Annotated in this window: 19 protein-coding genes and 1 riboswitch; of the genes, 7 read left to right on the forward strand and 12 right to left on the reverse strand. The window is 37.2% G+C overall.

All coding sequences use genetic code 11. The features are described 5' to 3' along the window. Positions 1-4: 4 nt before the first annotated feature. On the reverse strand, positions 5-1,465 hold the full coding sequence (locus tag QH639_RS02770) for a nicotinate phosphoribosyltransferase (protein ID WP_082148178.1): 1,461 nt from the start codon (positions 1,463-1,465) through the stop codon (positions 5-7). A gap of 312 nt (positions 1,466-1,777) precedes the next feature. On the opposite strand from QH639_RS02770, the gene QH639_RS02775 reads away from it, so the two are divergent. Beyond that, positions 1,778-2,119: a P-II family nitrogen regulator gene (locus QH639_RS02775; protein WP_016995352.1), complete on the forward strand. Its 342-nt coding sequence runs from the start codon at positions 1,778-1,780 to the stop codon at positions 2,117-2,119. 14 nt (positions 2,120-2,133) lie between these two features. Further along, positions 2,134-3,432: an ammonium transporter gene (locus tag QH639_RS02780; protein ID WP_131522325.1), complete on the forward strand. Its 1,299-nt coding sequence runs from the start codon at positions 2,134-2,136 to the stop codon at positions 3,430-3,432. Positions 3,433-3,618: 186 nt separating this feature from the next. On the opposite strand, the gene QH639_RS02785 is transcribed toward QH639_RS02780, so the two are convergent. Next, positions 3,619-4,128, reverse strand: a complete 510-nt coding sequence (locus tag QH639_RS02785) for a methylated-DNA--[protein]-cysteine S-methyltransferase (RefSeq protein WP_131522326.1) — start codon at positions 4,126-4,128, stop codon at positions 3,619-3,621. A 94-nt stretch (positions 4,129-4,222) separates the two neighbouring features. Between QH639_RS02785 and QH639_RS02790 the strand changes: the two genes are divergently transcribed. From QH639_RS02790 to QH639_RS02800, 3 genes are all read left to right on the forward strand, one after another. Further along, a complete protein-coding gene (locus QH639_RS02790; protein ID WP_131522327.1) occupies positions 4,223-4,954 on the forward strand; it encodes an ABC transporter ATP-binding protein in 732 nt (243 codons plus the stop codon). Next, positions 4,951-5,703 (forward strand): ABC transporter permease, encoded by a 753-nt coding sequence (locus QH639_RS02795; RefSeq protein ID WP_131522328.1) that lies wholly within the window; start codon positions 4,951-4,953, stop codon positions 5,701-5,703. Before QH639_RS02790 ends, QH639_RS02795 begins: the two co-directional genes overlap by 4 nt. 74 nt (positions 5,704-5,777) lie before the next feature. Continuing rightward, a complete protein-coding gene (locus QH639_RS02800; protein ID WP_048394992.1) occupies positions 5,778-6,752 on the forward strand; it encodes a proline dehydrogenase family protein in 975 nt (324 codons plus the stop codon). A 45-nt stretch (positions 6,753-6,797) separates the two neighbouring features. Here QH639_RS02800 and QH639_RS02805 read toward each other — a convergent pair whose 3' ends face one another. The 10 genes from QH639_RS02805 to QH639_RS02850 form a co-directional block, all read right to left on the reverse strand. Next, entirely contained in the window at positions 6,798-7,409 is a 612-nt protein-coding gene (locus tag QH639_RS02805) for a response regulator transcription factor (protein WP_048394990.1), read from the reverse strand. A gap of 16 nt (positions 7,410-7,425) precedes the next feature. Next, a complete protein-coding gene (locus tag QH639_RS02810) occupies positions 7,426-8,574 on the reverse strand; it encodes a sensor histidine kinase (RefSeq protein ID WP_422655536.1) in 1,149 nt (382 codons plus the stop codon). A gap of 130 nt (positions 8,575-8,704) precedes the next feature. Then, positions 8,705-9,736: a Delta(5) desaturase DesA gene (desA, locus tag QH639_RS02815; protein ID WP_054548858.1), complete on the reverse strand. Its 1,032-nt coding sequence runs from the start codon at positions 9,734-9,736 to the stop codon at positions 8,705-8,707. Positions 9,737-9,845: 109 nt separating this feature from the next. After that, positions 9,846-10,346, reverse strand: coding sequence for a GNAT family N-acetyltransferase (locus QH639_RS02820; protein WP_131522329.1), 501 nt, complete (start codon positions 10,344-10,346; stop codon positions 9,846-9,848). Between the two features lie 94 nt (positions 10,347-10,440). Next, on the reverse strand, positions 10,441-13,872 hold the full coding sequence (gene metH, locus QH639_RS02825) for a methionine synthase (RefSeq protein WP_131522330.1): 3,432 nt from the start codon (positions 13,870-13,872) through the stop codon (positions 10,441-10,443). Then, a complete protein-coding gene (locus tag QH639_RS02830) occupies positions 13,865-15,712 on the reverse strand; it encodes a bifunctional homocysteine S-methyltransferase/methylenetetrahydrofolate reductase (RefSeq protein ID WP_131522331.1) in 1,848 nt (615 codons plus the stop codon). The genes metH and QH639_RS02830 overlap by 8 nt, the downstream gene beginning before the upstream one ends. A gap of 89 nt (positions 15,713-15,801) precedes the next feature. Further along, a riboswitch (SAM riboswitch) is annotated at positions 15,802-15,902 on the reverse strand. Between the two features lie 99 nt (positions 15,903-16,001). Then, positions 16,002-17,396 (reverse strand): protoporphyrinogen oxidase, encoded by a 1,395-nt coding sequence (locus QH639_RS02835; RefSeq protein WP_131522332.1) that lies wholly within the window; start codon positions 17,394-17,396, stop codon positions 16,002-16,004. A 240-nt stretch (positions 17,397-17,636) separates the two neighbouring features. After that, entirely contained in the window at positions 17,637-18,929 is a 1,293-nt protein-coding gene (locus tag QH639_RS02840) for a globin-coupled sensor protein (protein ID WP_237898760.1), read from the reverse strand. A gap of 627 nt (positions 18,930-19,556) precedes the next feature. Continuing rightward, the gene (locus tag QH639_RS02845) at positions 19,557-20,843 is read right to left on the reverse strand and encodes a tetratricopeptide repeat protein (RefSeq protein ID WP_131522334.1); all 1,287 of its coding nucleotides are present in this window, start codon (positions 20,841-20,843) and stop codon (positions 19,557-19,559) included. A 71-nt stretch (positions 20,844-20,914) separates the two neighbouring features. Further along, on the reverse strand, positions 20,915-21,931 hold the full coding sequence (locus QH639_RS02850; RefSeq protein WP_237898761.1) for a YdcF family protein: 1,017 nt from the start codon (positions 21,929-21,931) through the stop codon (positions 20,915-20,917). Between the two features lie 184 nt (positions 21,932-22,115). On the opposite strand from QH639_RS02850, the gene QH639_RS02855 reads away from it, so the two are divergent. Then, positions 22,116-22,577 (forward strand): hypothetical protein, encoded by a 462-nt coding sequence (locus tag QH639_RS02855; RefSeq protein WP_131522336.1) that lies wholly within the window; start codon positions 22,116-22,118, stop codon positions 22,575-22,577. Continuing rightward, entirely contained in the window at positions 22,565-22,852 is a 288-nt protein-coding gene (locus QH639_RS02860; protein ID WP_131522337.1) for a DUF2653 family protein, read from the forward strand. The genes QH639_RS02855 and QH639_RS02860 overlap by 13 nt, the downstream gene beginning before the upstream one ends. Positions 22,853-22,860: the final 8 nt, after the last annotated feature.

Genomic DNA, 22,860 nt, shown 5'->3' on the forward strand with positions numbered 1-22,860 from the left:
CTTTTTACATTCGTTTAACCATCGCATGCACTTCTTCAATATTACGCATCTTATTATCCCAGCATTTTTGACTGAGATCGACCGGATATTCTTCAGGATTCATCGCACGCTTATATTCATCCCACAACAGCTCTAAATTCTCCGCCGCGTAATCACGCATTTCCTCTAATGTAGGGTTTTGATAATTGATCGCTCCATTTTTAATAACATGCTGATGTAAATTTTTTGCTTCAAAATTTGTGACAAACTTTGAGACAAACGTATGAATCGGATGGAACATTTTGATACGTTCCTCAGCTTGAGGATTTTCATCGTGCATTGTGATGTAGTCTCCTTCTGCCTTCCCATTCTTTTTATCGATAATACGATAGACATTTTTCAAGCCTGGCGTTGATACCTTTTCCGCATTAGCTGAGATTTTTATTGTATCTTCAAGTTGCCCTTCGCTATTCTCGATAGCCACCATTTTATATACTGCACCTAACGCAGGCTGGTCGTAAGCTGTAATAAGCTTTGTACCAATTCCCCAAACATCCACTTTTGCTCCTTGAGCTTTTAAATTTAAGATGGTGTATTCATCTAAATCGTTTGAGACAATGATTTTGGCATCATGGAAGCCTGCAGCATCCAACATACGACGAGCTTCTTTTGATAAGAAAGCAATATCGCCGCTATCTAAGCGTATGCCAATAAAGTTAATTTTGTCTCCTAGCTCTTTAGCTACTTTAATTGCAGTTGGCACCCCTGATTTCAATGTATTATAAGTATCTACCAAAAACACACAATCGCGATGACGTTTTGCATAAGCATGGAATGCATCATAATCATTTTTATAAGCTTGTACTAATGCATGGGCATGTGTACCAGAGACAGGAATTTTAAAAAGTTTACCTGCTCGAACATTACTTGTGGAAGCAAAACCACCGATAAACGCGGCACGTGTTCCCCAAATAGCAGCATCCATCTCTTGTGCACGCCTTGTACCAAATTCCATTGCCACTTCATTTTTAATAATTTGCTTGATACGGCTAGCCTTTGTAGCAATTAATGTTTGATAGTTAACAATATTAAGTAAGGCTGTTTCAATTAGCTGCGCCTCTACTAATGGAGCTTCAATTCGGACGATTGGTTCATTAGCGAAAACCAGTTCCCCTTCTACCATGGAATACATTTCTCCAGTAAATCGGATGTTCTTTAAATACTGTATAAAGTCATCTTTATAACCTACTTCATCACGTAAATACGCAATATCCGATTCACTAAAATGAAAATCACGTAGATAATCAAGCATTCGCTCTAACCCAGCAAATATGGCATAGCCATTACCAAAAGGTAATTTTCTAAAATACAATTCAAAAACCGCTTTTTTATTATGTATGCCATCCGCCCAGTAGGATTCTGCCATATTGATTTGATATAAGTCTGTGTGTAGCGCTAAGCTATCATCTGCATAGTTCGATCTCAAAAGAAACCCCTTCTTCCGCTTTGATAATTAGTCCTAGTATACACTATATACCCAAATTCTTGCGTATTACATTCCCTCTTGTAGATGTTAGGTTTTCTAACATTAATAGTCAGAAAATTTAGAACTATTCACATTTTAGACACAAATTTTAGTACCGCTTTCATTCCCTTTATAAAAACCTTTTTTCTAAAATACTTCGGGACTAGAAACATTTTATGTAAATTAACCTTACACAGAATTCAAAAAAACAATTGCACTGTTTTCAATACCGTTTTAACATGTAAATTAAATTTACGCAAGGAGCTGGTACACATGAAAAAAATTGAAGCAATCATTCGTCCTGAAGTTTTTGGAGCTGTTCGGGATGGTCTTGCACAGGAAGGAATTGCAGGGTTAAGCGTTTCTGAAATCGCTGGTTGTGGTCGTCAGCTAGGTCGAACAGGACTCTTCCGCGGCAATACGTATGAAATTGAATTTTTACCTAAATTAAAATTAGAAATGATTGTAGACGATGGCAAAGTTGATGCCATTGTAGAGATTTTATTGCGTGAAGCAGCAACCGGTAAAGTTGGGGACGGGAAGATTTTTATTTATCCAGTAGAACAAGCAATTCGTATCCGAACAAAAGAAGTCGGATCGATTGCAGTAGAATAAAGGGGGCGATATAGATGGATGAAGTACTATTATCTGTTAATTTAATTTGGGTGATGCTTGGCACTATTTTAGTATTCTTTATGCATGCAGGTTTTGCTATGGTTGAGGCTGGATTTACCCGCTCAAAAAATGCAGTCAATATCATCATGAAGAATTTTCTTACCATTTCTCTTGGTGGGATCGTCTATTTTTTATGTGGCTATGCCATTATGTTCGGAGACTCAGTAGGTGGCATTTTCGGCACAAGTGGCTTTGCTTTAAAAGGAGTAGATGATCTTTCTTTCTTTATCTTCCAAACGATGTTTGCTGCAACTGGAGCAACTATTTTATCGGGGGCTGTTGCAGAACGTACTAATATTTTTGCTTATGTTGGCGTTATTATACTTATGTCTTTAGTTGTTTATCCTGTAGTAGGCCACTGGGTTTGGAGTGGTCAAGGTTGGTTAACAGATTTAGGTTTTGTTGATTTTGCTGGCTCGACAGTTGTCCACTTAACAGGTGCTGTTGCAGCATTTGTCGCAGCAGTTATGGTTGGACCTCGACTAGGCAAATATGAAAATGGTCGAGTAAATGTTATTACAGGACACAGCATTCCTTTAGGTGCATTAGGCGTATTTTTACTTTGGTTTGGTTGGTTCGGCTTCAATGGCGCTTCTACATTAGCTGCTGATCCAGAGCTAGTTCCTAGTGTTATTGCTAATACGTTTTTTGCAGCTGCAGCTGGTGTCGTTGCCACTGCTTTCTATACAAAATTTCGATACGGACATATCGATGGCTCTCTTACATTAAATGGTGCATTAGCTGGGCTTGTAGGGATTACTGCTGGTGCAGCGAATGTCAGCATATTTGGCTCACTTATCATCGGCTTAATTGCTGCACCTTTACTTGTGGAAGGTGTTCGCTTCCTAGAGTGGAAGCTAAAAGTTGACGATCCTGTTGGAGCAATTGCTGTTCATGGTATTTGTGGTATTTGGGGTACACTGGCAGTTGGCCTATTTGATATTGGTGGGCAAGGCTTATTTTATGGTGGGGGTTTTGGTCTATTAGGCATTCAAGCAATCGGCGTTATTGCTACTATTGCTTGGGTTAGTGTATCTGTAGCAGCAGGTTTATTGATCATCAAAGCATTTGTCCCATTACGAGTAACGGCTGAAGAAGAAATAGCTGGATTAGATGTAATGGAACACGGAACGCCTGCCTACGAATACCAAGATATTTTCAAAAGCTCCGCTGTACGAGGCGAAACCTTCGCTCATCGTTTAACACATTTCGGTAAAGCTCAGAACAATGTTCAAGAAGAACAACATGTATAGCTAGTAGAAACATCTGCTCCTTTATCTCTGGATAATGGGGGCAGATTTCTTTTGGCGCACTCCTACATCGGAAACCTTCATTTACAGAGGAGGTAGGATACTTTGTTTGGAGTGATCAAATCTATAGAAAAAGCGCTCTTTCCACGATTTAAGAAGATACTAACATTTACAAGAAATTATTTCGCTTCAATCCATTGATTCTTTCTCTAACTCAAGTAAAAATTGTTTCATAGCTAAGCCGCTTCTGAAGCCTGTTAATTGACCATTTTTACCAATGACCCGATGACATGGAATAATCGCCAGGATTGGATTTGCTCCAATAGCAGACCCTACAGCTCGAACCGCTTTGGGATTACCAATGCGTTGAGCAATATTTCCATAAGTTGTTGTTGTACCATAGGGTAATTCTTTTAATGCATCCCACACCGCTAATTGAAATGCCGTCCCTTTCACATGGATTGGAAGATTAAATTCAATAAGCTCCTTCTTAAAATAGGCTGTTAATTGCTCTTTATATGGGAGCAACGTTTCTGAATTCTCTTCAAAACAATATCCTTTAAATGGTTTTTTAGCCCACTCCTTTACTTCATCGAATGATGCATTTGGTGTACCTATATAAACTAGTCCTTTATCTGAAGCAACAACATACATATCCCCTTGCGCATATGTTAATGTATCGAAATACAATATTTCCATTCCCAAATCCCCTTCTTTCTTTTATTTCAACACCATCTTCCAGTCATTTCATGCTACAGTTATTTTACTGACTAAAGTAAAGGAGTTTCAATAGATGAATATGTTATATGAACCTGCCATTCACTTCCAACAAGTTCATTTTTCAGTAAATGACAAAATGATATTAAAGTCAATTACTGGGTCATTTCCAAAAGGGCAAATCACCACGCTCGTTGGCCCCTCTGGCGCTGGAAAAACAACATTACTTAAGTTATGTAATGGCCTTCTCTCACCATCAAATGGGCATATACTCGTTGATAATCAACCTATCTCTACATATGATCCAACAGCTTTAAGAAGGCATGTTGGTATTGCTTTACAGGCAGCTCCTATGATAGCAGGTACAGTGTTAGAGAATCTTGCACTTCCCCGCACACTGCAAGGACAGAAACTTTTGCAGCAGGAGGCTATTCAATATTTAGAGGACGTTGGGTTAAACGAAAGCTTCCTGCATCAATCTACAAATGATCTATCAGGCGGACAACGTCAAAAGGTATCCATCGCTCGAACACTTATCAATCAATCCTCTATTTTATTATTAGACGAAATAACGTCTGCCTTGGATCGTCAATCCGTTCAGGATATTGAAAAATTGATTGTCACCATTAACAAAAAATACAATGTCACCATGATTTGGATTACCCATAATTTGCAACAAGCGCTAACGATTGGTCACTATACATGGGTGATGATGAATGGGGAGCTCGTTGAAACTGGTAAAAGTTCATTACTCAATGCACCAACAAATCCACGTGTTGCCGAGTTTGTACAGGGGGTTAACAAATGACATATACAGCCTTATCACTGACATTAATTTTTGTTTGTATCCCTTTACTATTATCCAAAATATTAAAATTAGACCTTGAAAAAGATACGCTTATTGCAACATTACGCTCCATCATTCAATTGCTTGCTGTTGGCTATATATTAAAATTTGTGTTTGATGCAAATAGTTATAGTTATATTTTCCTGATGGTAGCACTAATGATTATCGTGGCCACGTTAAATGCACGAAAAAAAGGAGCAGGTATTAAAGGAATCACCTGGAAGATAGCACTGACCCTTGTCATGATAGAAATAATTACACAAGGTGTTTTGCTAGGCTTTCATATTGTTCCAGCAACTGCTCAGTATATCATTCCCATTAGCGGGATGCTAATTGGTAATTCCATGGTGCTATCCATTTTATTCTTAAATCGTTTTACAGCTGAAATTATTAACCATAAGGATCAAATGGAACTAATACTATCCCTAGGTGGCACACCAAAACAGGCTATTCATCGCCAATTAATTCATGCCATAAAAGCTAGTATGATTCCTACCATTGAGAGTCAAAAAACAATCGGGCTAGTACAGCTACCAGGTATGATGAGTGGTCAAATTATCGGGGGAGCCGACCCTCTTCAGGCAGTCCAATTTCAACTATTAATTATCTTTGCTCTCTTAACAACTGCAACATTATCCAGCGTTATGATTGGCTTTTTAAGTTATCCTGCACTATTTAATGAACGTATGCAAATACTTGAAATGAAATAATTGTTAGGCTGAATGTAATATAGTTTAAAAAATTTATGTTATACTAAAAAGAAAATGCAGTTAGGAGAATGACCATGTTATTACGCGATTTTTTCATCCACTTATCTGAGAACCAACTATTAAATAGTGCTGCAAAGAAATATGGCCTAAAATTAGGAGCACAAAGTGTAGTAGCTGGTACAAATATCGAAGAAACAATTGCAAGCATCAAAGAACTAAATGCACATAATATTTCTTGTACAGTAGATAATCTAGGTGAATTTGTTTCAAGTAAAGAAGAAGCGACTGCTGCTAAAGAAAAAATCCTTACTGTGATCGAAGCTATTCACGAAAACGGTGTAGCTGCACATATTTCATTAAAGCCATCTCAATTAGGCTTAGATATTGATGTTGATTTTTGTTATGACAATCTGTATGAGATTGTAGAGAAAGCCGCTTCATACGATATCTTTGTTAACTTTGATATGGAAGACTATGGACGTCTACAAACTTCCTTCGATATGGTGGAAGAATTATCGAAAACATTTAATAATGTTGGTACAGTCATCCAATCATACTTTTACCGTGCAAAAGATGATATTGAAAAATTTAAGGACTACCGTTTACGTATCGTAAAAGGTGCTTATAAAGAGCCAGTTGAAGTAGCTTATCAAGACAAATTAGATATTGATTTAAACTTTATTGAGTTGATTGAATATCACCTACTAAACGGTAAATTTACATCAATCGCAACTCATGATCACAATATCATTGCGCACGTAAAACGCTTTGTAGCTGATCATAATATTCCGCTTGATAAATTTGAATTCCAAATGCTATATGGTTTCCGTACTGATATGCAAAAAGAGCTTGCAAAAGAAGGCTATAACTTCTGTGTGTACGTTCCATTCGGTGAAGATTGGTACGGCTATTTCATGCGCCGTTTAGCTGAGCGTCCTCAAAACCTTAATCTTGTCACAAAACAAGTATTTACGAAAAAAACGAATACTGTTCTTGCAGTAGCAGCAGGTGCATTCGTTCTTGGCCGTTTAACTAAACGCAATAAGTAAAAAAAATGAGAACCTTTTCGCTTATGATGCGATAAGGTTCTCATTTTATTTATTCCATCCTTTTTCTTTAAAGCGTGCAATGGCCTCAATTCGATTGCCAACGTTTAGTTTTTCTAAAATCGTCGAAATATAGTTACGAACTGTGCCAGCAGACAAAAACAGCTCAGCAGCAATTTCCTTTGTCGTTTTGCCCTCTGCTACAAGTGTCAGTACTTGACTCTCTCGCTCCGTTAAAGGATTTTCACTATCATCTTCATAGACAAAATCAACGAGCTCTGGTGCATAAATACGTTTACCGTCCATGATTGTACGGATTGCGCTCACTAACTCCTCTATAGGGCTATCCTTTAATAAATAGCCTCTGACACTCGCTTTTCTAGCACGTTCGAAATATCCAGGTCTAGCAAATGTAGTTAAAATAATGACTTTACAACCTGAGCCAGTGCTATGCATTTCTTCTGCTGCATCTAGTCCCGTTTTCACTGGCATTTCAATATCCATAATACAAATATCAGGCTGATGCTCTTCCACAAGCATCAATGCTTCCTCACCATTTTTTGCTAAGCCAACAACCTCCATATCCTCCTCCATACTAAGTAAAGAGCGAAGCGCGCCTAATAGCATCCCCTGATCTTCAGCAATCACAATTCGTATCATGTCACAATCCTCTTTTCTATATGTTCTTCAGATTGTCTTTGACATTCTGATGCGTAATAGCTACTGGGATAGTTACCGTTAATGTGGTCCCCTCAACACTTTCAATTTTGAAGGACCCATTAATAAACTCTAAACGTTCCCGCATTCCTTTCAATCCATTACCAGTTCTCCAGGCTTGTTTTTTCGTAATGCCCTGTCCGTTATCTCGCACTACTAAGTAAACTTCTTTAAAATTTTGATGGAAGGCAATTTCGCATTTTGTTGCTCCACTATGTTTGACAACATTATTAACCGCCTCTTTTAAGCACATAGATAAAACATTCTCTACAAGTGGTGGAACTTGCAGTGCGTTTTTATCCCCTTCAAAGACAAACTCCATTTCAGCTGCCTTTAGCATTTGTGAAATACGCATGATCTCATCTTCAAATTTTGCTGTGCGCATATCTGAAACTAATTCCCGAACCTCTTTTAAAGCAATACTAGCCGTCTGGCGTATATCCTTAATCTCAATCAAGGCCTGCTGGGGATCTCGTTCAATCAGCCTAGAAGCTAGATCACTCTTCAAACCAATCATGGACAATTTTTGTCCTAATGTATCATGCAAATCTCGAGCTATTCTTTGTCGTTCTTCAAAAACAATTAACTCAGCAATACGTTCATTGGCTGTTTCTAACTGTCCCTCTAAATTTTCACGTTTATTTTTGGAATAAAGCGTTAGCGGTAAAAGGACAACAGCTAAAATAGTTAATACAACGAAAGGCAACTGCGATAAAAATAGGTTGAGCTCTACAAAAAATCCAGCACCCGTTGAAATAACTGTAAATCCAATATGTAGACCATACATAATATAAAAGCCGACGGGTCTTCGGATATTGCCAATAAAAAATGCTGTGAAAATGGACAAATAGACATAGCCATACAAGATGGTCATAATAATGTTTATGACCATTTCAAAGCTAATCCACATATAAACTAAACCGCTTTTCGAATTCATGGCAAATCGATAGAAGATAAAATAGAGCATTAAAAATGTAATGCCTATCGATATTTCGATATAAGATGATTTCCTAAAAATGAAGAAAAACGGTAGGAAACAAAAAATTATCCACAAATATACACTGAGCATCGGACTATTCGGAATAATACTATGCCATTTCCTCAACATAATCTCACGCTCTTTCCTACTTTTCCCTTATTATAACAAGAAAATTAAATTTATGCCTGTACATGCTTTGACCCATATTCCTCTCTTTATATAAAACAGCCATCTCCCTTGCAGAGATGGCTGTTTTCAACTAAGCGGCAATACTGCCTCTTGCTTTACGTTTTATAATTTCATTTACTTCTTTAAACGTCACAAATTTACCTTGATCTTCATCATATAACTTGTAACGTAGTGATTCTAAACTCGTACGTAAAGTAATCGTTGTTGCCATGTGTAATGGCGGTGTCTCATTGTGTGCCTTTTCAAGATTATAATTAGGTACACGAGGAGCTAAGTGATGAACATGATGGAAACCAATATTCCCTGTTACCCATTGTAAAAGTTTTGGCAATTTATAATAGGAGCTTCCTTCAACTGCGGCTTTCACATAATCCCACTCTGAATCATGTTCAAAATAAGAATCTTCATACGTGTGCTGGATGTAAAATAACCAAATTCCTAAAGAACCTGCAATAAATAAAGTAACGCCTTGCACTAATAAAAACGCTTGCCAGCCCATGAAGAAAATTAAAGCGGCACAAATTCCCACAATGACAATATTCGTTAAAATTGTATTGAGACGTTCCTTCTTCTTCGCATCCTTACGATTAAAACGATTTAAGACAAGAACCATATAAAGTGGGCCTAATCCAAACATCACAAATGGATTGCGATAGAAGCGGTACCATAGACGTTGCCCTTTTGAGGCTTGCATATATTCTTCAACTGTCATCATATCAATATCACCGATACCACGCTTGTCTAAGTTTGAGCTTGTTGCATGGTGAATTGTATGTTCACGTTTCCATTTTTCATAAGGGAATGATGTTAGCACCCCAGTAAAAAATCCAACCCAGTCGTTTGCCTTTTTACTTTTGAAAAATGAGCCGTGTGTACAATCATGAAAAATAATAAAAGTTCGTACGACAAAACCTGCTGAAATAGCACTTAAGCCGACTGTTAGCCAAGGTGATACATCCACTAACAAGTAACCAGCCACCCATAATGCAATTAACGGTACAATTGTATTTATAATCTGAAAAACACTTTTACGCGTATCTGATTTGGCAAATGGCGCTACATCTTGGCGTAACTTTTTTGTTTTTTCTTTAATAGTTGCCATCTTTTACTCCCTCGTTTCTTTTTTTCTTATGACCTCATCATAAAACAAGAGTACAAGTCAGTAACAGACGCAAACATCACAAAAAGGATATGACATTTGTCATATCCTTTTATGATTTCGGTCCAGTCAAATGAAGTTGATAGAACACAAGGTCTAGCCATTGTTCAAATTTATAGCCTGCATTTTTAATGGTTCCTGCATATTCAAAGCCTAATTTTTCATGTGCTTTAATACTACCAATGTTTTCTCCATCAATACCAGCAACAAGCGTTTTGACACCATTTTCTTCAGCGATCTCTATCAGCTTGTTCATGAGCTTTGTCGCAATCCCTTTTTGATAATGTTCTTTGTGCACATAGACAGAGTGCTCCATTGTATATTTATAACCTGGGTAAGGACGGAATTGACTATAGGTAGCAAAGCCAGCGACAAGCCCATTATCCACAAATACAAGTAAAGGATTATCTAATGCTTGTTGCTCCCTAAACCACTGTACTTTTTCATCTAAAGTTTGTATTTCGTATCGATAGACAGCCTTGCTTGTTAAAATAATATCATTATAGATAACCAAAACCTCGGGAATATCTCTTTCTTCCATGAATCGTATCATTCTGCTCACTTCCCTTAACCAAATTGTTTTCTTCTATAAAGAAACAGAGATAGACAGTCATTGAATAGACTATCTACCTCCTCTTATTTATGCCTTAAACATTGAAGTAGCGAGCATCAGGATGAGCAAAAACGATTGCAGATACAGATGCTTCAGGCTCCATCATAAAGCCTTCTGTAAGATGGACACCAATATCCTCAGGTTTTAATAGGCCGAATAGTTTCTCTTGATCCTCCAAGTTAGGACATGCAGGATATCCGAATGAAAAGCGTTGACCCTGATATTTTGCAGCAAAACGATCTCTCATAGTGAAATCTGTTGCATCAGGGAAGCCCCATTGGTCACGAATTTCCTGATGCATACGTTCAGCAAAGCCCTCTGCTAATTCTAAAGCAGTCGATTGCAAGGCATGACTTTCAAGAAATTTCCCAGCCTCTTTTAAATGGCGTGCTTTAGCCATAACTCCTTGACCTGCTGTTACAACCATGAGTGCAATATAGTCCATTTCACCGCTCTCTACCGTTTTTAAGAAATCTGCAAGACATAAAAATGGTTCAACTTGCTGACGAGGGAAGGTAAAACGTTCAATTTCTGTCTTACTATCAGCAGGATCATACACAACGACATCATCACCATCTGCTTGAGCAGGGAAAAATTGATACAAACCAGATGGCTTTAATAGATCACTTTTTAAATAATCATCTACTAAATCCTTGAGCTCTGTTGCTCTTGAATCACCCGCATCAAGCAATTGCTGAACTTGCCCTTTCAAGCCTAAATGGTGTCCCAATAATGTACGCATATTAACATAAGGATATAAATGAGATACAGAATAGTCTTTTTTCACATGACGTCGTAAATCAGCTGGTAAAAATACTGGCGCTCCTTTTACTGTTCGTGCAGGCTTTATTGTTACCTCTTTTGCTGGACGAGCAGCTCGTTTTTCATCGGCCGCTAAACGTTTTTGACGGGATTCTTCAATTTCTGCTAAGAAATTTTCACGTGTCCCTTCACCCATTAATAGATTCGCTTGCTCTAAGCCTTGCATAGCATCCTTTGCATAAATAACAGGACCACCATATTCATCTGCAATTTTTGTTTCAGTAAAACGACGTGAAAGTGCAGCACCACCAACTAAAATAGGAACATCAATTCCCGCCTCTTTAAAATCTTGAGCAGTAATAACCATCTGTTGCGCTGATTTCACGAGTAAACCTGACAGCCCAATAAAATCAGGTTTTTCCTTACGAATCGCTTCAATCAATTGGGCAGGGGTTACTTTAATGCCCAAATCGACTACCTTATAGCCATTATTACTTAATATAATATCAACAAGGTTTTTCCCAATATCGTGAACATCGCCTTTTACCGTAGCAAGTACCATTTTTCCTTTTCCGGCACTCTCTTCATCCTTCTCCATGAATTGCTCTAAATGAGCAACTGCGGCCTTCATCACACCTGCTGATTGTAAAACCTCTGCTACAATGAGTTGATTATCATTAAATAATCGACCTACCTCAGCCATACCCTCCATTAAAGGACCATTAATTATATCAAGTGGCGCCTCGAAGATTTCCCTTGCAGCGTCTAAATCCTCAATTAGCCCTTCTTTGGTACCTTCTAATATATAGTAAGCTAAACGACCTTCAACCGTTTTCGGAATATCCGCTTCCGTTTTTTCCTTCTTTTTATCTCGATAAAAATCTGTAAACACTGCTAATGTTTCATCATTTGTATTAAAGAGCAGGTCATTTGCGAGTTTGATTTCCTCTTCAGGGATGGATGCATAACGCTCCAATTTCTCTGTATTAACAATGGCATAATCTAAGCCCGCCTGTGTACAATGATAGAGATAAACAGCATTCAGTACTTCACGGCCAACTGGTGGTAAGCCAAATGAGATATTACTTACGCCAAGTACTGTCAATGTCTGCGGCAATTTTTCTTTGATGAGACGGATGCCTTCAATCGTTTCTAACGCTGAACCAATATACTGCTCATCTCCAGTTCCTACAGGGAACATTAATGGGTCGAAAATGATATCCTCTGGTGCAATCCCCCATTTCTCTGTTAAAAGTTGATAGGAACGCTCGGCAATTTCAAGCTTTCGATGACGGTCAACCGCCATTCCCTTTTCATCTATCGTTCCAACAACTAACGATGCACCATATTTTTTCACAAGTGGTAATACTGCATCAAATCGTTCTTCACCATCCTCTAGATTAATAGAGTTAATGATGGCTTTCCCTTGTGAAAACTTTAATGCTTCCTCTATTACTTTTTCATCAGTTGAGTCAATCACAAGAGGCACCTTAACCTTTTTTACAACCTCCTGCATAAACCCACGCATATCGGCTAATTCATCGCGATCAGGATTGGCTAAACAAATATCGATAACATGTGCACCATTTTTGACTTGAGCACGTGCAATCTCTGCGGCCTCCTCAAATTTCCCATCAATGATTAAATTCTTAAATTTACGAGAGCCGATTACATTTGTTCTCTCCCCAATAAATAACGGACGCATAGAATCGTCATATAATAATGGTTCAATTCCTGATACCGCATGACCATGTGTTTTTTCTGGTAATTGACGAGGTTTTTCATCTTTTAAGACCTCACGAATGGCTGCAATATGAGCAGGTGTCGTCCCACAACATCCACCTACAATATTAAGCCAGCCCTTTTCTGCAAAACCTTTTAATTTTTGCGATAGCGATTCTGGTGATTCATGATAACACCCTTCTTCATCTGGTAAGCCAGCATTTGGGTAACAGCTAATATAGCCTGTTGAAAGCTCTGCTAATGAACGAATGTGATCCGTCATAAACTCAGGTCCTGTCGCACAGTTTAGGCCAACTGATATTGGTTTAATATGCTCAATTGAAATATAAAAGGCATCGATTGTTTGCCCTGCAAGCGTTGTACCCATCGGTTCTATTGTTCCTGAAATCATGACAGGTAGCTCTTTGCCAGTTGATGCAAAAGCGCGCTTTACGCCAAGTGTGCCTGCTTTGACATTGAGCATATCCTGACTTGTTTCTAATAACAAAACGTCAGCTCCTGCCTCAATTAATGCCTTTGCCTGTACATAAAAATTTTCCTCTAGCTCATCAAATGTAATACCACCAGTTACTGATAACGTTTTTGTTGTTGGTCCCATAGCACCTGCGACAAAACGTGGCCAATCCGATGTCGAATAACGATCCACTGCTTGGCGAGCAATTTCCACTGCACGCTTATTAATTTCTTCTGCTTTTGTGCCAAGATCATATTCATTTAACACAAGAGGCGTCCCACCAAATGTATTTGTACAAATAATATCTGCGCCTGCCTCTAAGTATTTATGGTGAATTTTTTCAATAACATCTGGTCTAGTAAGCACAAGATTTTCGTTACAGCCATCAAGTTCCTCGCCACCAAAATCCTCTGCTGATAAATTTTCATTTTGTAGCATTGTTCCCATTGCGCCATCAAGAATTAAAATACGTTTCTCTAGTTGCTCTTCAATCGAGTGCTTAGCCATGTATACTTACTCCTTTTTTCTGTTCATCCAATTGCTCTATATATTTCATCAACTCTAGTGTCACATCGTAACGTAAAAATGGTGTAATAAGGTAAATGCCATTGAAATATTGTGTAGCCACTTCTACTAATTCTTTAGCAATGGCAATCCCCTCCAATGTCGCTCTTTCCTTATCTTCTCCACATGCTTTCATTCTTGTTAAGGCATCTTCAGATAATTTGATACCTGGTACTTCATGATGTAAAAATTCAGCACTTTTATAACTCGTAACAGGCATAATACCGATGTAAATTGGAGCTTGTAAATGCTTTGTTGCCTCATAAATCTCTACAATTTTTTCTTTCGTATATACTGGTTGAGAAATGAAGTAGTCTGCCCCATGCTCAATTTTCTTCTCTAAGCGTGTCACAGCACGATCTAACACACGGACGTTTGGATTAAATGCAGCAGCAACTGAAAAATTTGCTTTTTTTCGAAGTGGCTTACCTGAGAAAGAGACCCCTCCATTTAATTGCTTAATTAATTGGATTAGCTCCATTGAAGATACATCATAAACACTTGTCGCACCTGGGAAATCTCCTACTTTCGTTGGATCACCCGTAACAGCCAACACATCATGAATACCTAAAGCATTTAACCCCATTAAATGAGATTGTAGACCAATTAAATTACGGTCGCGACATGTAATATGAGTTAGTGGACGTACACCATGTGTGCTCTTCAACAATGCTCCCATTGCAATATTGCTAATACGTGGAGAGGCCAATGAATTGTCTGCCATCATAACTACATCTGCACCTGCATCATATAATTGCTTTGCTCCTTCAAGGAACCCGTCAATCTCTAAATGTCTAGGTGTATCCAACTCTACTATGACAGAACGTTCACGTTTAACCTTTTCATGAAGAGGCTCATACTTTGTTGGCTCCGCTTCCCGAACAATCTCAATCTTTTCAGGTTTCGCATGCTTCTCCTGAACCGGTGATAACTCTTCTAAATACTTCTTTGCTGCTGCAATATGTTTGGGTGTTGTACCACAGCAGCCCCCTATTAAACGTACACCTTGATCACGCAATTCAACAGCCGCTCGACCAAAATAATCAGCTTCTGATTCATAAACGACACGCCCATCCTCTAAGTCCAGAAGTGATGCATTTGGATAGGCCGACATAAATGCCTTATTAGGAAGTTCTACACCTTCAAATGCTAGAATAGTATGGTGTGGACCTAGTCGACAATTGACACCAACAATATCAGCACCTAGGGCTTCAAGCTCATGGAGAGCATTATTTAAAGACATCCCATTTTGTAGAACACCGGGCTCATGCATAGAAACTTGTGCAATAATCGGCAATTTTGTTTTTTCTCGTAGCATCTTTAAGGTTGCTGTTAATTCTTCAAAATCATAATAAGTTTCAAGTAAAAGGCCATCTGGATTCCCTGCAAGTAAGACGCTTGCTTGTTCTTCAATAGTCGCTAATATTTCATCCAAGGTTGCATCACTTTTACGAATTCCCCGAATACCACCAATTGTTCCTAAAACAAATTGACCGCCATCAGCCGCTGCTCGTTTTGCGATGGTGATAGCAGCTTCATTAAATTGTTGGACTTTTGATTCTAATCCATAGCGAGCTAATTTAATGGCATTTGCACCGTACGTATTCGTTTGAATGATGTCAGCACCAGCTGCAATATATTCTCTATGAATCTTTTCAATTAACTCGGGTCTCTGAACATTCATTTCCTCATGGCAATACTCCAATCCATAGCCATATAGCACTGTGCCTATTGCACCGTCTGCCGTCAATACATGCGTTTTTAACCTTTCAAGCAATCCCATAAAATTAGCCTCTCTTCCTATGTCTCTATATAATAAAAAGCCTTCTTTCATAAAAAAAGAAGGCTTTAACGATTCATCATTGTTGTTCCTTCTCATCTTCGACTCAACGGTCTTCTGGATTTAGCACCTGACAATAAAGTTGGTTGCTGAAGCTTCAATGGGCCAGTCCCTCTGCTTCTCTTGATAAGAATTAAGTATGAATTTTTTAAATAATTAAAAGAATCATATCGTTTACTGACGAATGAGTCAAGACTATTTCACATAACAAAGTTTTTTTTCACTTAAAATCTTAGAAATTGGCAAGTTCATTTGCAAGCTCTTCGCCAATTTTTTTCCCGTTTTGAATACAAGCACCAATACCTACGCCAAAATATGAGCACCCTGCAATCGATAAATTAGGATAGTTCTCATGTAATTCTTGTAGTAGTCCTTGTAATGCTTCACGATGCGCTAAATCATATTTAGGCATTTGATCAATCCACTTTGTTACATTCACAACAGTTGGCTGCTCCTCTATTCCTAGGCTCTTTCTCACATCTTCTAAAGCAACTGCTGCCAATTCTTCATCAGTCATGGCACGTAGTTGCTCATAGGCTGGATTGATGCTCTTATAAAAGAGTCGCACAAGTAATTTATTTTCTTTCGATGTATGCTTCCATTTACGACTAGTCCAAGTTGCTGCATTACAAGTAACGTCTGAATTATGGGAAACAATATAGCCCGTTCCATCTGCTGGCAATTTAGCGTCTGGCACATCAAAACCTAAATAGATAGTAATTGCTGACGCTGTCGTAAATTGGTTAAAATAGCGGTTTAAAGATTCATCCTGTAGCAGATTTTGGACAGAATCATTCGGTAATGCTAAAACGACATAATCTGACTCAATAATTTCACCATTAGCTAAAGAAATTGTGTAGTTCTTATCTTGTTTTTGAACATTTAGTGTAGTAACACCCTTGATAATTTCTACATCGGATAAGGTTTGTTCAAGTCGATTAATTAAAGAAGATAAACCATTTTTAAAGGATATAAATTTTTTGTTCGCTGCTTTAACAAATTGCTCACGATTCGCATCAAAGCCTTTAATAATACTTCCAAAATCATTCTTATAATCAATTAAATACGGTAAAGTAGAGCCAATAGAAAGCTGATGTAAATCTCCCGAATAAACACCTGCAAGGACTGGTGCAATTTGGTTTTTCACCAGTTCCTCTCCTAAATAGTAAGTTAAAAATTCACCGATAGAACTTTCCTTTGTGAAGCCATTGTTTGGCAATGTTAAATCCTTCAACGCTTCTTTTTTTCCCTGCTCGGAAATAAGTGTACTTTCCTCTAAGGATGCTACACTCATCGGTATTCCGAAAGTTGAATCTGCCGGAATAGCATGTAACTCATTATTCGTATAAATATAAGAAATACCTGTTTCGTTGTAAACTAATTCCGCCTCAAAATCAAGCTCCTGCACGAGTTCCATAACGCCTTGATGACGGGCTACAATAGAATCAGCACCCGTTTCCATGATGAAACCTTGTTCATGTGCTGAATATAATTTGCCTCCTAAATATGTATTTTTTTCTATAAGCACTAGACGAACATCTAAATTATGTTCCTTCACTTGACGTTGCAAATAATGCATTGTACATAGTCCTGTAATACCGCCGCCTAAAACAACAACTGTTTTCATCATAACCGCCCCTAATATTCATTCTTTCTACAGTATAATCTTTTTTTCATTGAAAATTACGTTAAACCCTTTACAAATTTAGCAAAAATAGAGCTATTTCATCAGTGAAATAGCTCTTACTTTCTGAATCTCTATAAAATTGATCCTCTATAGCGATAACTTCACAACAAACATTTAAATAGGTACTATAGTGTTTATTACGTCTAAAAATATGAAAAATAGAATGTAAATGTTAGTAGTCTATCCTTTTAAATTTTGCGCAAAGCTCGCTAATTTTTCAGCTGAATTTGTTACCTCAGTAAATGAAGTGCCTAATTCACTTAATATGCCTACAATTGCTTGTATTTTTGTTGCAGTACACTCATTTTGATCTTTTGCTTCTGTCATGGCTCCCAATATACTCGTAAATTGGCCTTCAGTTTGTAACATATTTTCTTCACCTGCTGCAACTTCATCTTGAATGTTGGTCAAAGAATACTCTAATTTCTCTGTTCGTTCACCTGTCTTTTTCAATAACAAAGCCACCGCTGTAACAGATTCTTTTGTCTGAATTGATAATTTACGTACTTCATCGGCCACTACGCTAAAGCCCTTTCCCGCTTCCCCAGCACGTGCTGCTTCAATTGCAGCATTTAAAGCCAATAGATTCGTTTGATTCGCAATATTGGTCACAACACTCATAATTGTTTCCATTTCCTTAGACATACCTGATAATTGTTCAATATTTTCTTCTATATCATGAAGAGAATGACTAATATTGAGCATATTTTGTGATTGATTTTTTAAACGCTCGCGACCCTCAAGTGCTTGGTTTTCAGCCAGTGTAGACACATCGAGTGATTTTTTTGCCAAATGTTTAATTTCGTCAGATTGCTTACTTAAGCAGCAAAAAGAATTATTGGTTTCCTGCGAGATAGCTGCAAGTGCTTCCGAAGAATCTACAATCTGTCGTTCAATCGCTTCTTTTTCATGAACCATTTTTTCTTTCAGTTGTTCTACAGTGTTTTCAAAAGCTTCTAAAACGAGTTGTTGCTCAAAATTACAAATTTTCGATATAGCTCTGATCGTATTAAATTGATCTTGTGGAAATTCTATATTTTTTTCGACTAAATCTATAAATGATATCGATAAATCTTGGAATGCACAGATATACCACTGTGTTCTAAGCCCAATGTGGACATGCACCTTTGCAATCTTTACACGCCTTTGGTAATACATCTCATCAATGGTTCCGTTAAACATTTCAATAATATGCTGCCGTAATGTTACTTTAAGCTTTTCTACAGAACTATGATGGCTGATGATATCTACCAAATGATGCTCTGTTCCAATCATGTTGTAAAAACGGTTTACGATGTGATCTACATTATCCATAACTATTGGCTGGAAAGCTTTTAAATATTGTAAGTCGTTCTTCGTTAAGTTCAGCATTTCAATTTGCTTCGCCATCGATTGACGAGAGGACAAATCCATTTTCACTGTGTATTGCTGTAAATCCAATACCTTCGTCTTTCTCTGTCTTTGAAAAATCACACATCTTCCCTCTTTCATTCCGTTTACTTTCATCAGGCTGAGAAACATCAAATCCTTTTAACATATTGATGGATACACGAAAAAATACCGGTAAAATCAGATTAGTCAGATTTAATGGTTACATTCGATAGCGCAATTCCGTATGACAGACTTCCTCCAAAAGTATGTCGGGTACCCCTTTGCTAATTTAGCCTAAGGTCATATGCTCTCAGCAAACAGATATAGTCCTACATGACTAACAGTAAATTATTTACGTATGCTTCTTTTCAAAATCACTCATTTACATTAATCATTTTATAAATGACTGTCAATCTTATTAATACCATTATTTTACACAAAATGTATAAAAAGTCCTTGTTGTTAAATAAAGCGTAATAAACTATAAAAAAGCTACCACAATATTATTGGGTAGCTTTTTTAACCATTTTTTTGTTTATTATGCTTACTTGCTTTATATTTATTCTACTTTTTTATCGAACATCTTCAAATTTCACTATATTAATATTTTTTACCCTGAATTACCATCTATCTACATACCCATATACAGTAGTTTATTTCAGACTAAAATACCCATACTCCATAGCTTTATAAATCATTCTAAAAGCCTATGTTTTTTTAACACTAAATTTACAATCCTTTAAGTTCCTGTAATATTTTAGCCGCTTCTTCGGATCCTGCATCTGCCGCGAGTCCATACCATTTAATAGCTTCTTTTAGATTTCTATCTAACCCTGTATCTTTATTAAAAATATGCCCTAATTGTAGCTTGGCTTCTACATCTCCTTGAAGTGCAGCCTGCTTAAACCAATGAATACCTTTTTCAAGATTGCGTATTCCAGCCAGACCATTACTCCATATATAACCTAAATCATAAAAGGCATCTACATGATATTGTTCCGCAGCTCTTTCATACCAAAACAGACCACGATTGACATCTTTCGCTTGGCCTAAGCGCCCCTCTAAATAAATTCCACCAAGTCGATATTGTGCTTCCACATACCCTGCCTCAGCTGATTTTTTATAGGCGTTAAAAGCTTCTTTCTCATCTACCTCAACGCCTAACCCCTGCTCATAAATTATTCCTAACGTAAACATTGCCTCTGCCACATTCTTTTGTGCAGCATAATCAAACCATTTTTTTGCCAATGTATAATTCGTTGATACGCCCTCGCCATTAAAGTACATATCTGCTAAATTATTGGCAGCATCCGCATGTCCCTGCAAAGCTGCCTTTTCATAGTATGAAAAGGCAAGGGAATAATTCTCCTCCATACCTATGCCCCCAAAGCAGAAATTCCCAAGCATATATTGAGCATCAGCATTTCCCTGGACAGCAGCTAGCTCAAACCATTTCAATGATTTTTCAGGTTGAAAATGTTTACCCTCTCTAGAATTATAGTATTCGCCCAGTTGATATTGGGCATCTCCATCCTGCTCTTCAACCGCTTCTTTATACAAATCAATAATCAGCTCATGATCTAAGTCCTCTTCATCTAGAGCAGCAACTTGTTCATCTTGATGGCAAAAAAACCACTCTACAATATCAAGCACATCATCTACTACTTCTATACTGTTTTTTAACTTTTCTAGCGAAGAAATTTGCCAAATGAGTATATAGATAGGCTGTGGAATGGCATCGCGCAAGACATCATCATATTCTGCCAACAGCGTTAATACATTCTCCTGTATCGATTGAGATTGCACTGTATGGACAATCTGCAAATGACGTTGTTGCTGTTCTTTTAATAACCCTCGTACTACTTGATACAGTATTTTCTGCAAGGCTGTTAGGTTAACTTCAGCGAATGTAAGTAATTTTATATTTTGAGCAAACCACTGATCTTGAGTTTGTGTAAGATTTTGTAGGGAAATTATTCGTTCTTTATTTCGCTTGGCTAAAATTTGCTCGTACATTATTTTCCTCCCTTGCACACTATGTAAAAAACTGCCTTACCACTATTATATGGAAGACAGTTGAAGTTTGGTTACACATATGCTCTTAATAGTAAGCCTACGAATAGCGTAATAATTAAAAATACTGTGACATGGGTCCATTTATACATGGCTAATAAACCTATAAATTCTCGTGTGAATGCATTCGGAACATAGTAAAAAGCAGTTTTTGAGCCAATTCCCTCGGCATCTAATGCTGCTTTTCGAGCATAAATACTTGCGCGAAACACATGGAAATTATTCGTAACAAAAATGGAACGATAGTTAACTCCATGAGAATGGTGGTCCATTATTTGCTTTGAAAAGATCATATTTTGTTCTGTATTGGCTGAACAATCCTCCATTATTATCTTGTCAGTCGGAATATGATGTACTTCTATTAGGTATTGTTTCATTGCATATGCTTCTGATACCTTTTCATCATTTCCTTGACCACCAGAGACAATGATATAAGGCTTCATCTCATACTTTATATATTGCTTTACTGCTTCATCTAATCGGCTTGCTAAAAGTGGAGGTACTCTATCGCCAATTAATCCTGAACCTAATGCAATAATGTAATTTGGTTTATAACGTATTGGTGTAAGAAGATACAATATTGAATAAGCAAGGACACTAGTGTATAAGAACATTGTATAACCAAAAATCAAAAACGCATAGAAGAAAAGAATATGCCAAAATACATTTTCAATTTCAATAAAAATGACGAATACATACCATAACATCATAATAACAAAACTTAGCCCTAATATGGCTAACATTAAGTTACGGAATTTGCGTCCTTCCTTTTCCAATAATACTTTACTATTAAAAAACATGGCTATTGATAAAATAAACATAATACTTGGAAAGCTTCCTAATATAATGAATATCCCCATTTCAGAAATAATCCCCTGATCATTTGGTAGCAATAAAGGATAATGAATAATAAACGCTCTGACAATATATATCCCTATCAGGCCAAGGGCTACAACGTTGAGAAAGCGCCTTTTTTCTGTTAGGTACAAAATGATAAAAATGGTAAGGAAGATTGATAAAGTTAGTAGCATTTTTTCACTCCTTCCTATTGCATAATTTCTACAATCATTACATCTGCCACTATTTGTCCATATTTTTTGATATAGCTTAATTTTTGAAAGCGTTTGTTTTATTTTTTAATATAGTTCATGTAATATTACTATATAAGAACTAGTTTATGATTAGATTAAAAATTATATTGGAGGAATGTATGTAATGAAAAAAATTCTTGCCGCTCTTTTTGCAGCGACACTGATATTTTCGACTGTTGGTGCAACATTATTTATTTCTGATACACCAACGGCAGAAGCTAAATCCTATAAATCGGGTAAAAAGGGCTTCTCTAACAATAATAATAGCTCGAATATCCAAAAATCGGATACTACTAAAGATCAAAACAATGCAACAACAAATAAAAACAACTCAACATCTACTAATAAAGCAGATACTACTAAAAAAGGTGGCTTTTTCTCAGGTGGTCTGATGAAAGGATTAATGCTTGGGGGACTTGCTGGATTATTATTCGGTAGTCTATTTAGTGGTATGGGTATACTGGGGAATATTTTAGGTTTACTCATTAATGTGGCAGCAATTGTTGTTATTGTGATGCTTGTTGTGAAGATAATGAATATATTTAAAGATAAAAAGCGCAAAGAGGAAGCACAATGGCACAAATAATCAGTGAACAAGATATTATTAATGCTATTTGTTTATCTCAAGCCTACTATCAAAGCATTCGCCCTGAGGATGTTCTTGTTGAATTGACTTACGAGGATGATGCAGGTTTTGGTGCAGAGGTCGAAGTCAACGGTCAAATCGAGGTGCTTAATACAGCAGCCATGATTGGTGCCTTACGTGTTTGGATCAAGGATGTTCTACATGGTGATCCATTCTCGACAGGGATTGAACTTGTTTTAGATGACGAAGAAGGCATTATTGCCAAACTATCATAAAAAATAGC

Origin of the sequence: Lysinibacillus sp. 1 U-2021 (genome assembly GCF_029916965.1) — a bacterium.
Classification (GTDB): Bacteria; Bacillota; Bacilli; order Bacillales_A; family Planococcaceae; genus Lysinibacillus; species Lysinibacillus capsici.

Coding starts and splice junctions, on each gene's coding strand:
- QH639_RS02775 (WP_016995352.1), top strand. CDS start 1,778: ATGAAAAAAATTGAAGCAATCATTCGTCCTGAAGTTTTTGGAGCTGTT.
- QH639_RS02780 (WP_131522325.1), top strand. CDS start 2,134: ATGGATGAAGTACTATTATCTGTTAATTTAATTTGGGTGATGCTTGGC.
- QH639_RS02785 (WP_131522326.1), bottom strand. CDS start 4,128: ATGGAAATATTGTATTTCGATACATTAACATATGCGCAAGGGGATATG.
- QH639_RS02790 (WP_131522327.1), top strand. CDS start 4,223: ATGAATATGTTATATGAACCTGCCATTCACTTCCAACAAGTTCATTTT.
- QH639_RS02795 (WP_131522328.1), top strand. CDS start 4,951: ATGACATATACAGCCTTATCACTGACATTAATTTTTGTTTGTATCCCT.
- QH639_RS02800 (WP_048394992.1), top strand. CDS start 5,778: ATGTTATTACGCGATTTTTTCATCCACTTATCTGAGAACCAACTATTA.
- QH639_RS02805 (WP_048394990.1), bottom strand. CDS start 7,409: ATGATACGAATTGTGATTGCTGAAGATCAGGGGATGCTATTAGGCGCG.
- QH639_RS02810 (WP_422655536.1), bottom strand. CDS start 8,574: ATGTTGAGGAAATGGCATAGTATTATTCCGAATAGTCCGATGCTCAGT.
- desA (WP_054548858.1), bottom strand. CDS start 9,736: ATGGCAACTATTAAAGAAAAAACAAAAAAGTTACGCCAAGATGTAGCG.
- QH639_RS02820 (WP_131522329.1), bottom strand. CDS start 10,346: ATGATACGATTCATGGAAGAAAGAGATATTCCCGAGGTTTTGGTTATC.
- metH (WP_131522330.1), bottom strand. CDS start 13,872: ATGGCTAAGCACTCGATTGAAGAGCAACTAGAGAAACGTATTTTAATT.
- QH639_RS02830 (WP_131522331.1), bottom strand. CDS start 15,712: ATGGGATTGCTTGAAAGGTTAAAAACGCATGTATTGACGGCAGACGGT.
- QH639_RS02835 (WP_131522332.1), bottom strand. CDS start 17,396: ATGAAAACAGTTGTTGTTTTAGGCGGCGGTATTACAGGACTATGTACA.
- QH639_RS02845 (WP_131522334.1), bottom strand. CDS start 20,843: ATGTACGAGCAAATTTTAGCCAAGCGAAATAAAGAACGAATAATTTCC.
- QH639_RS02850 (WP_237898761.1), bottom strand. CDS start 21,931: ATGCTACTAACTTTATCAATCTTCCTTACCATTTTTATCATTTTGTAC.
- QH639_RS02855 (WP_131522336.1), top strand. CDS start 22,116: ATGAAAAAAATTCTTGCCGCTCTTTTTGCAGCGACACTGATATTTTCG.
- QH639_RS02860 (WP_131522337.1), top strand. CDS start 22,565: ATGGCACAAATAATCAGTGAACAAGATATTATTAATGCTATTTGTTTA.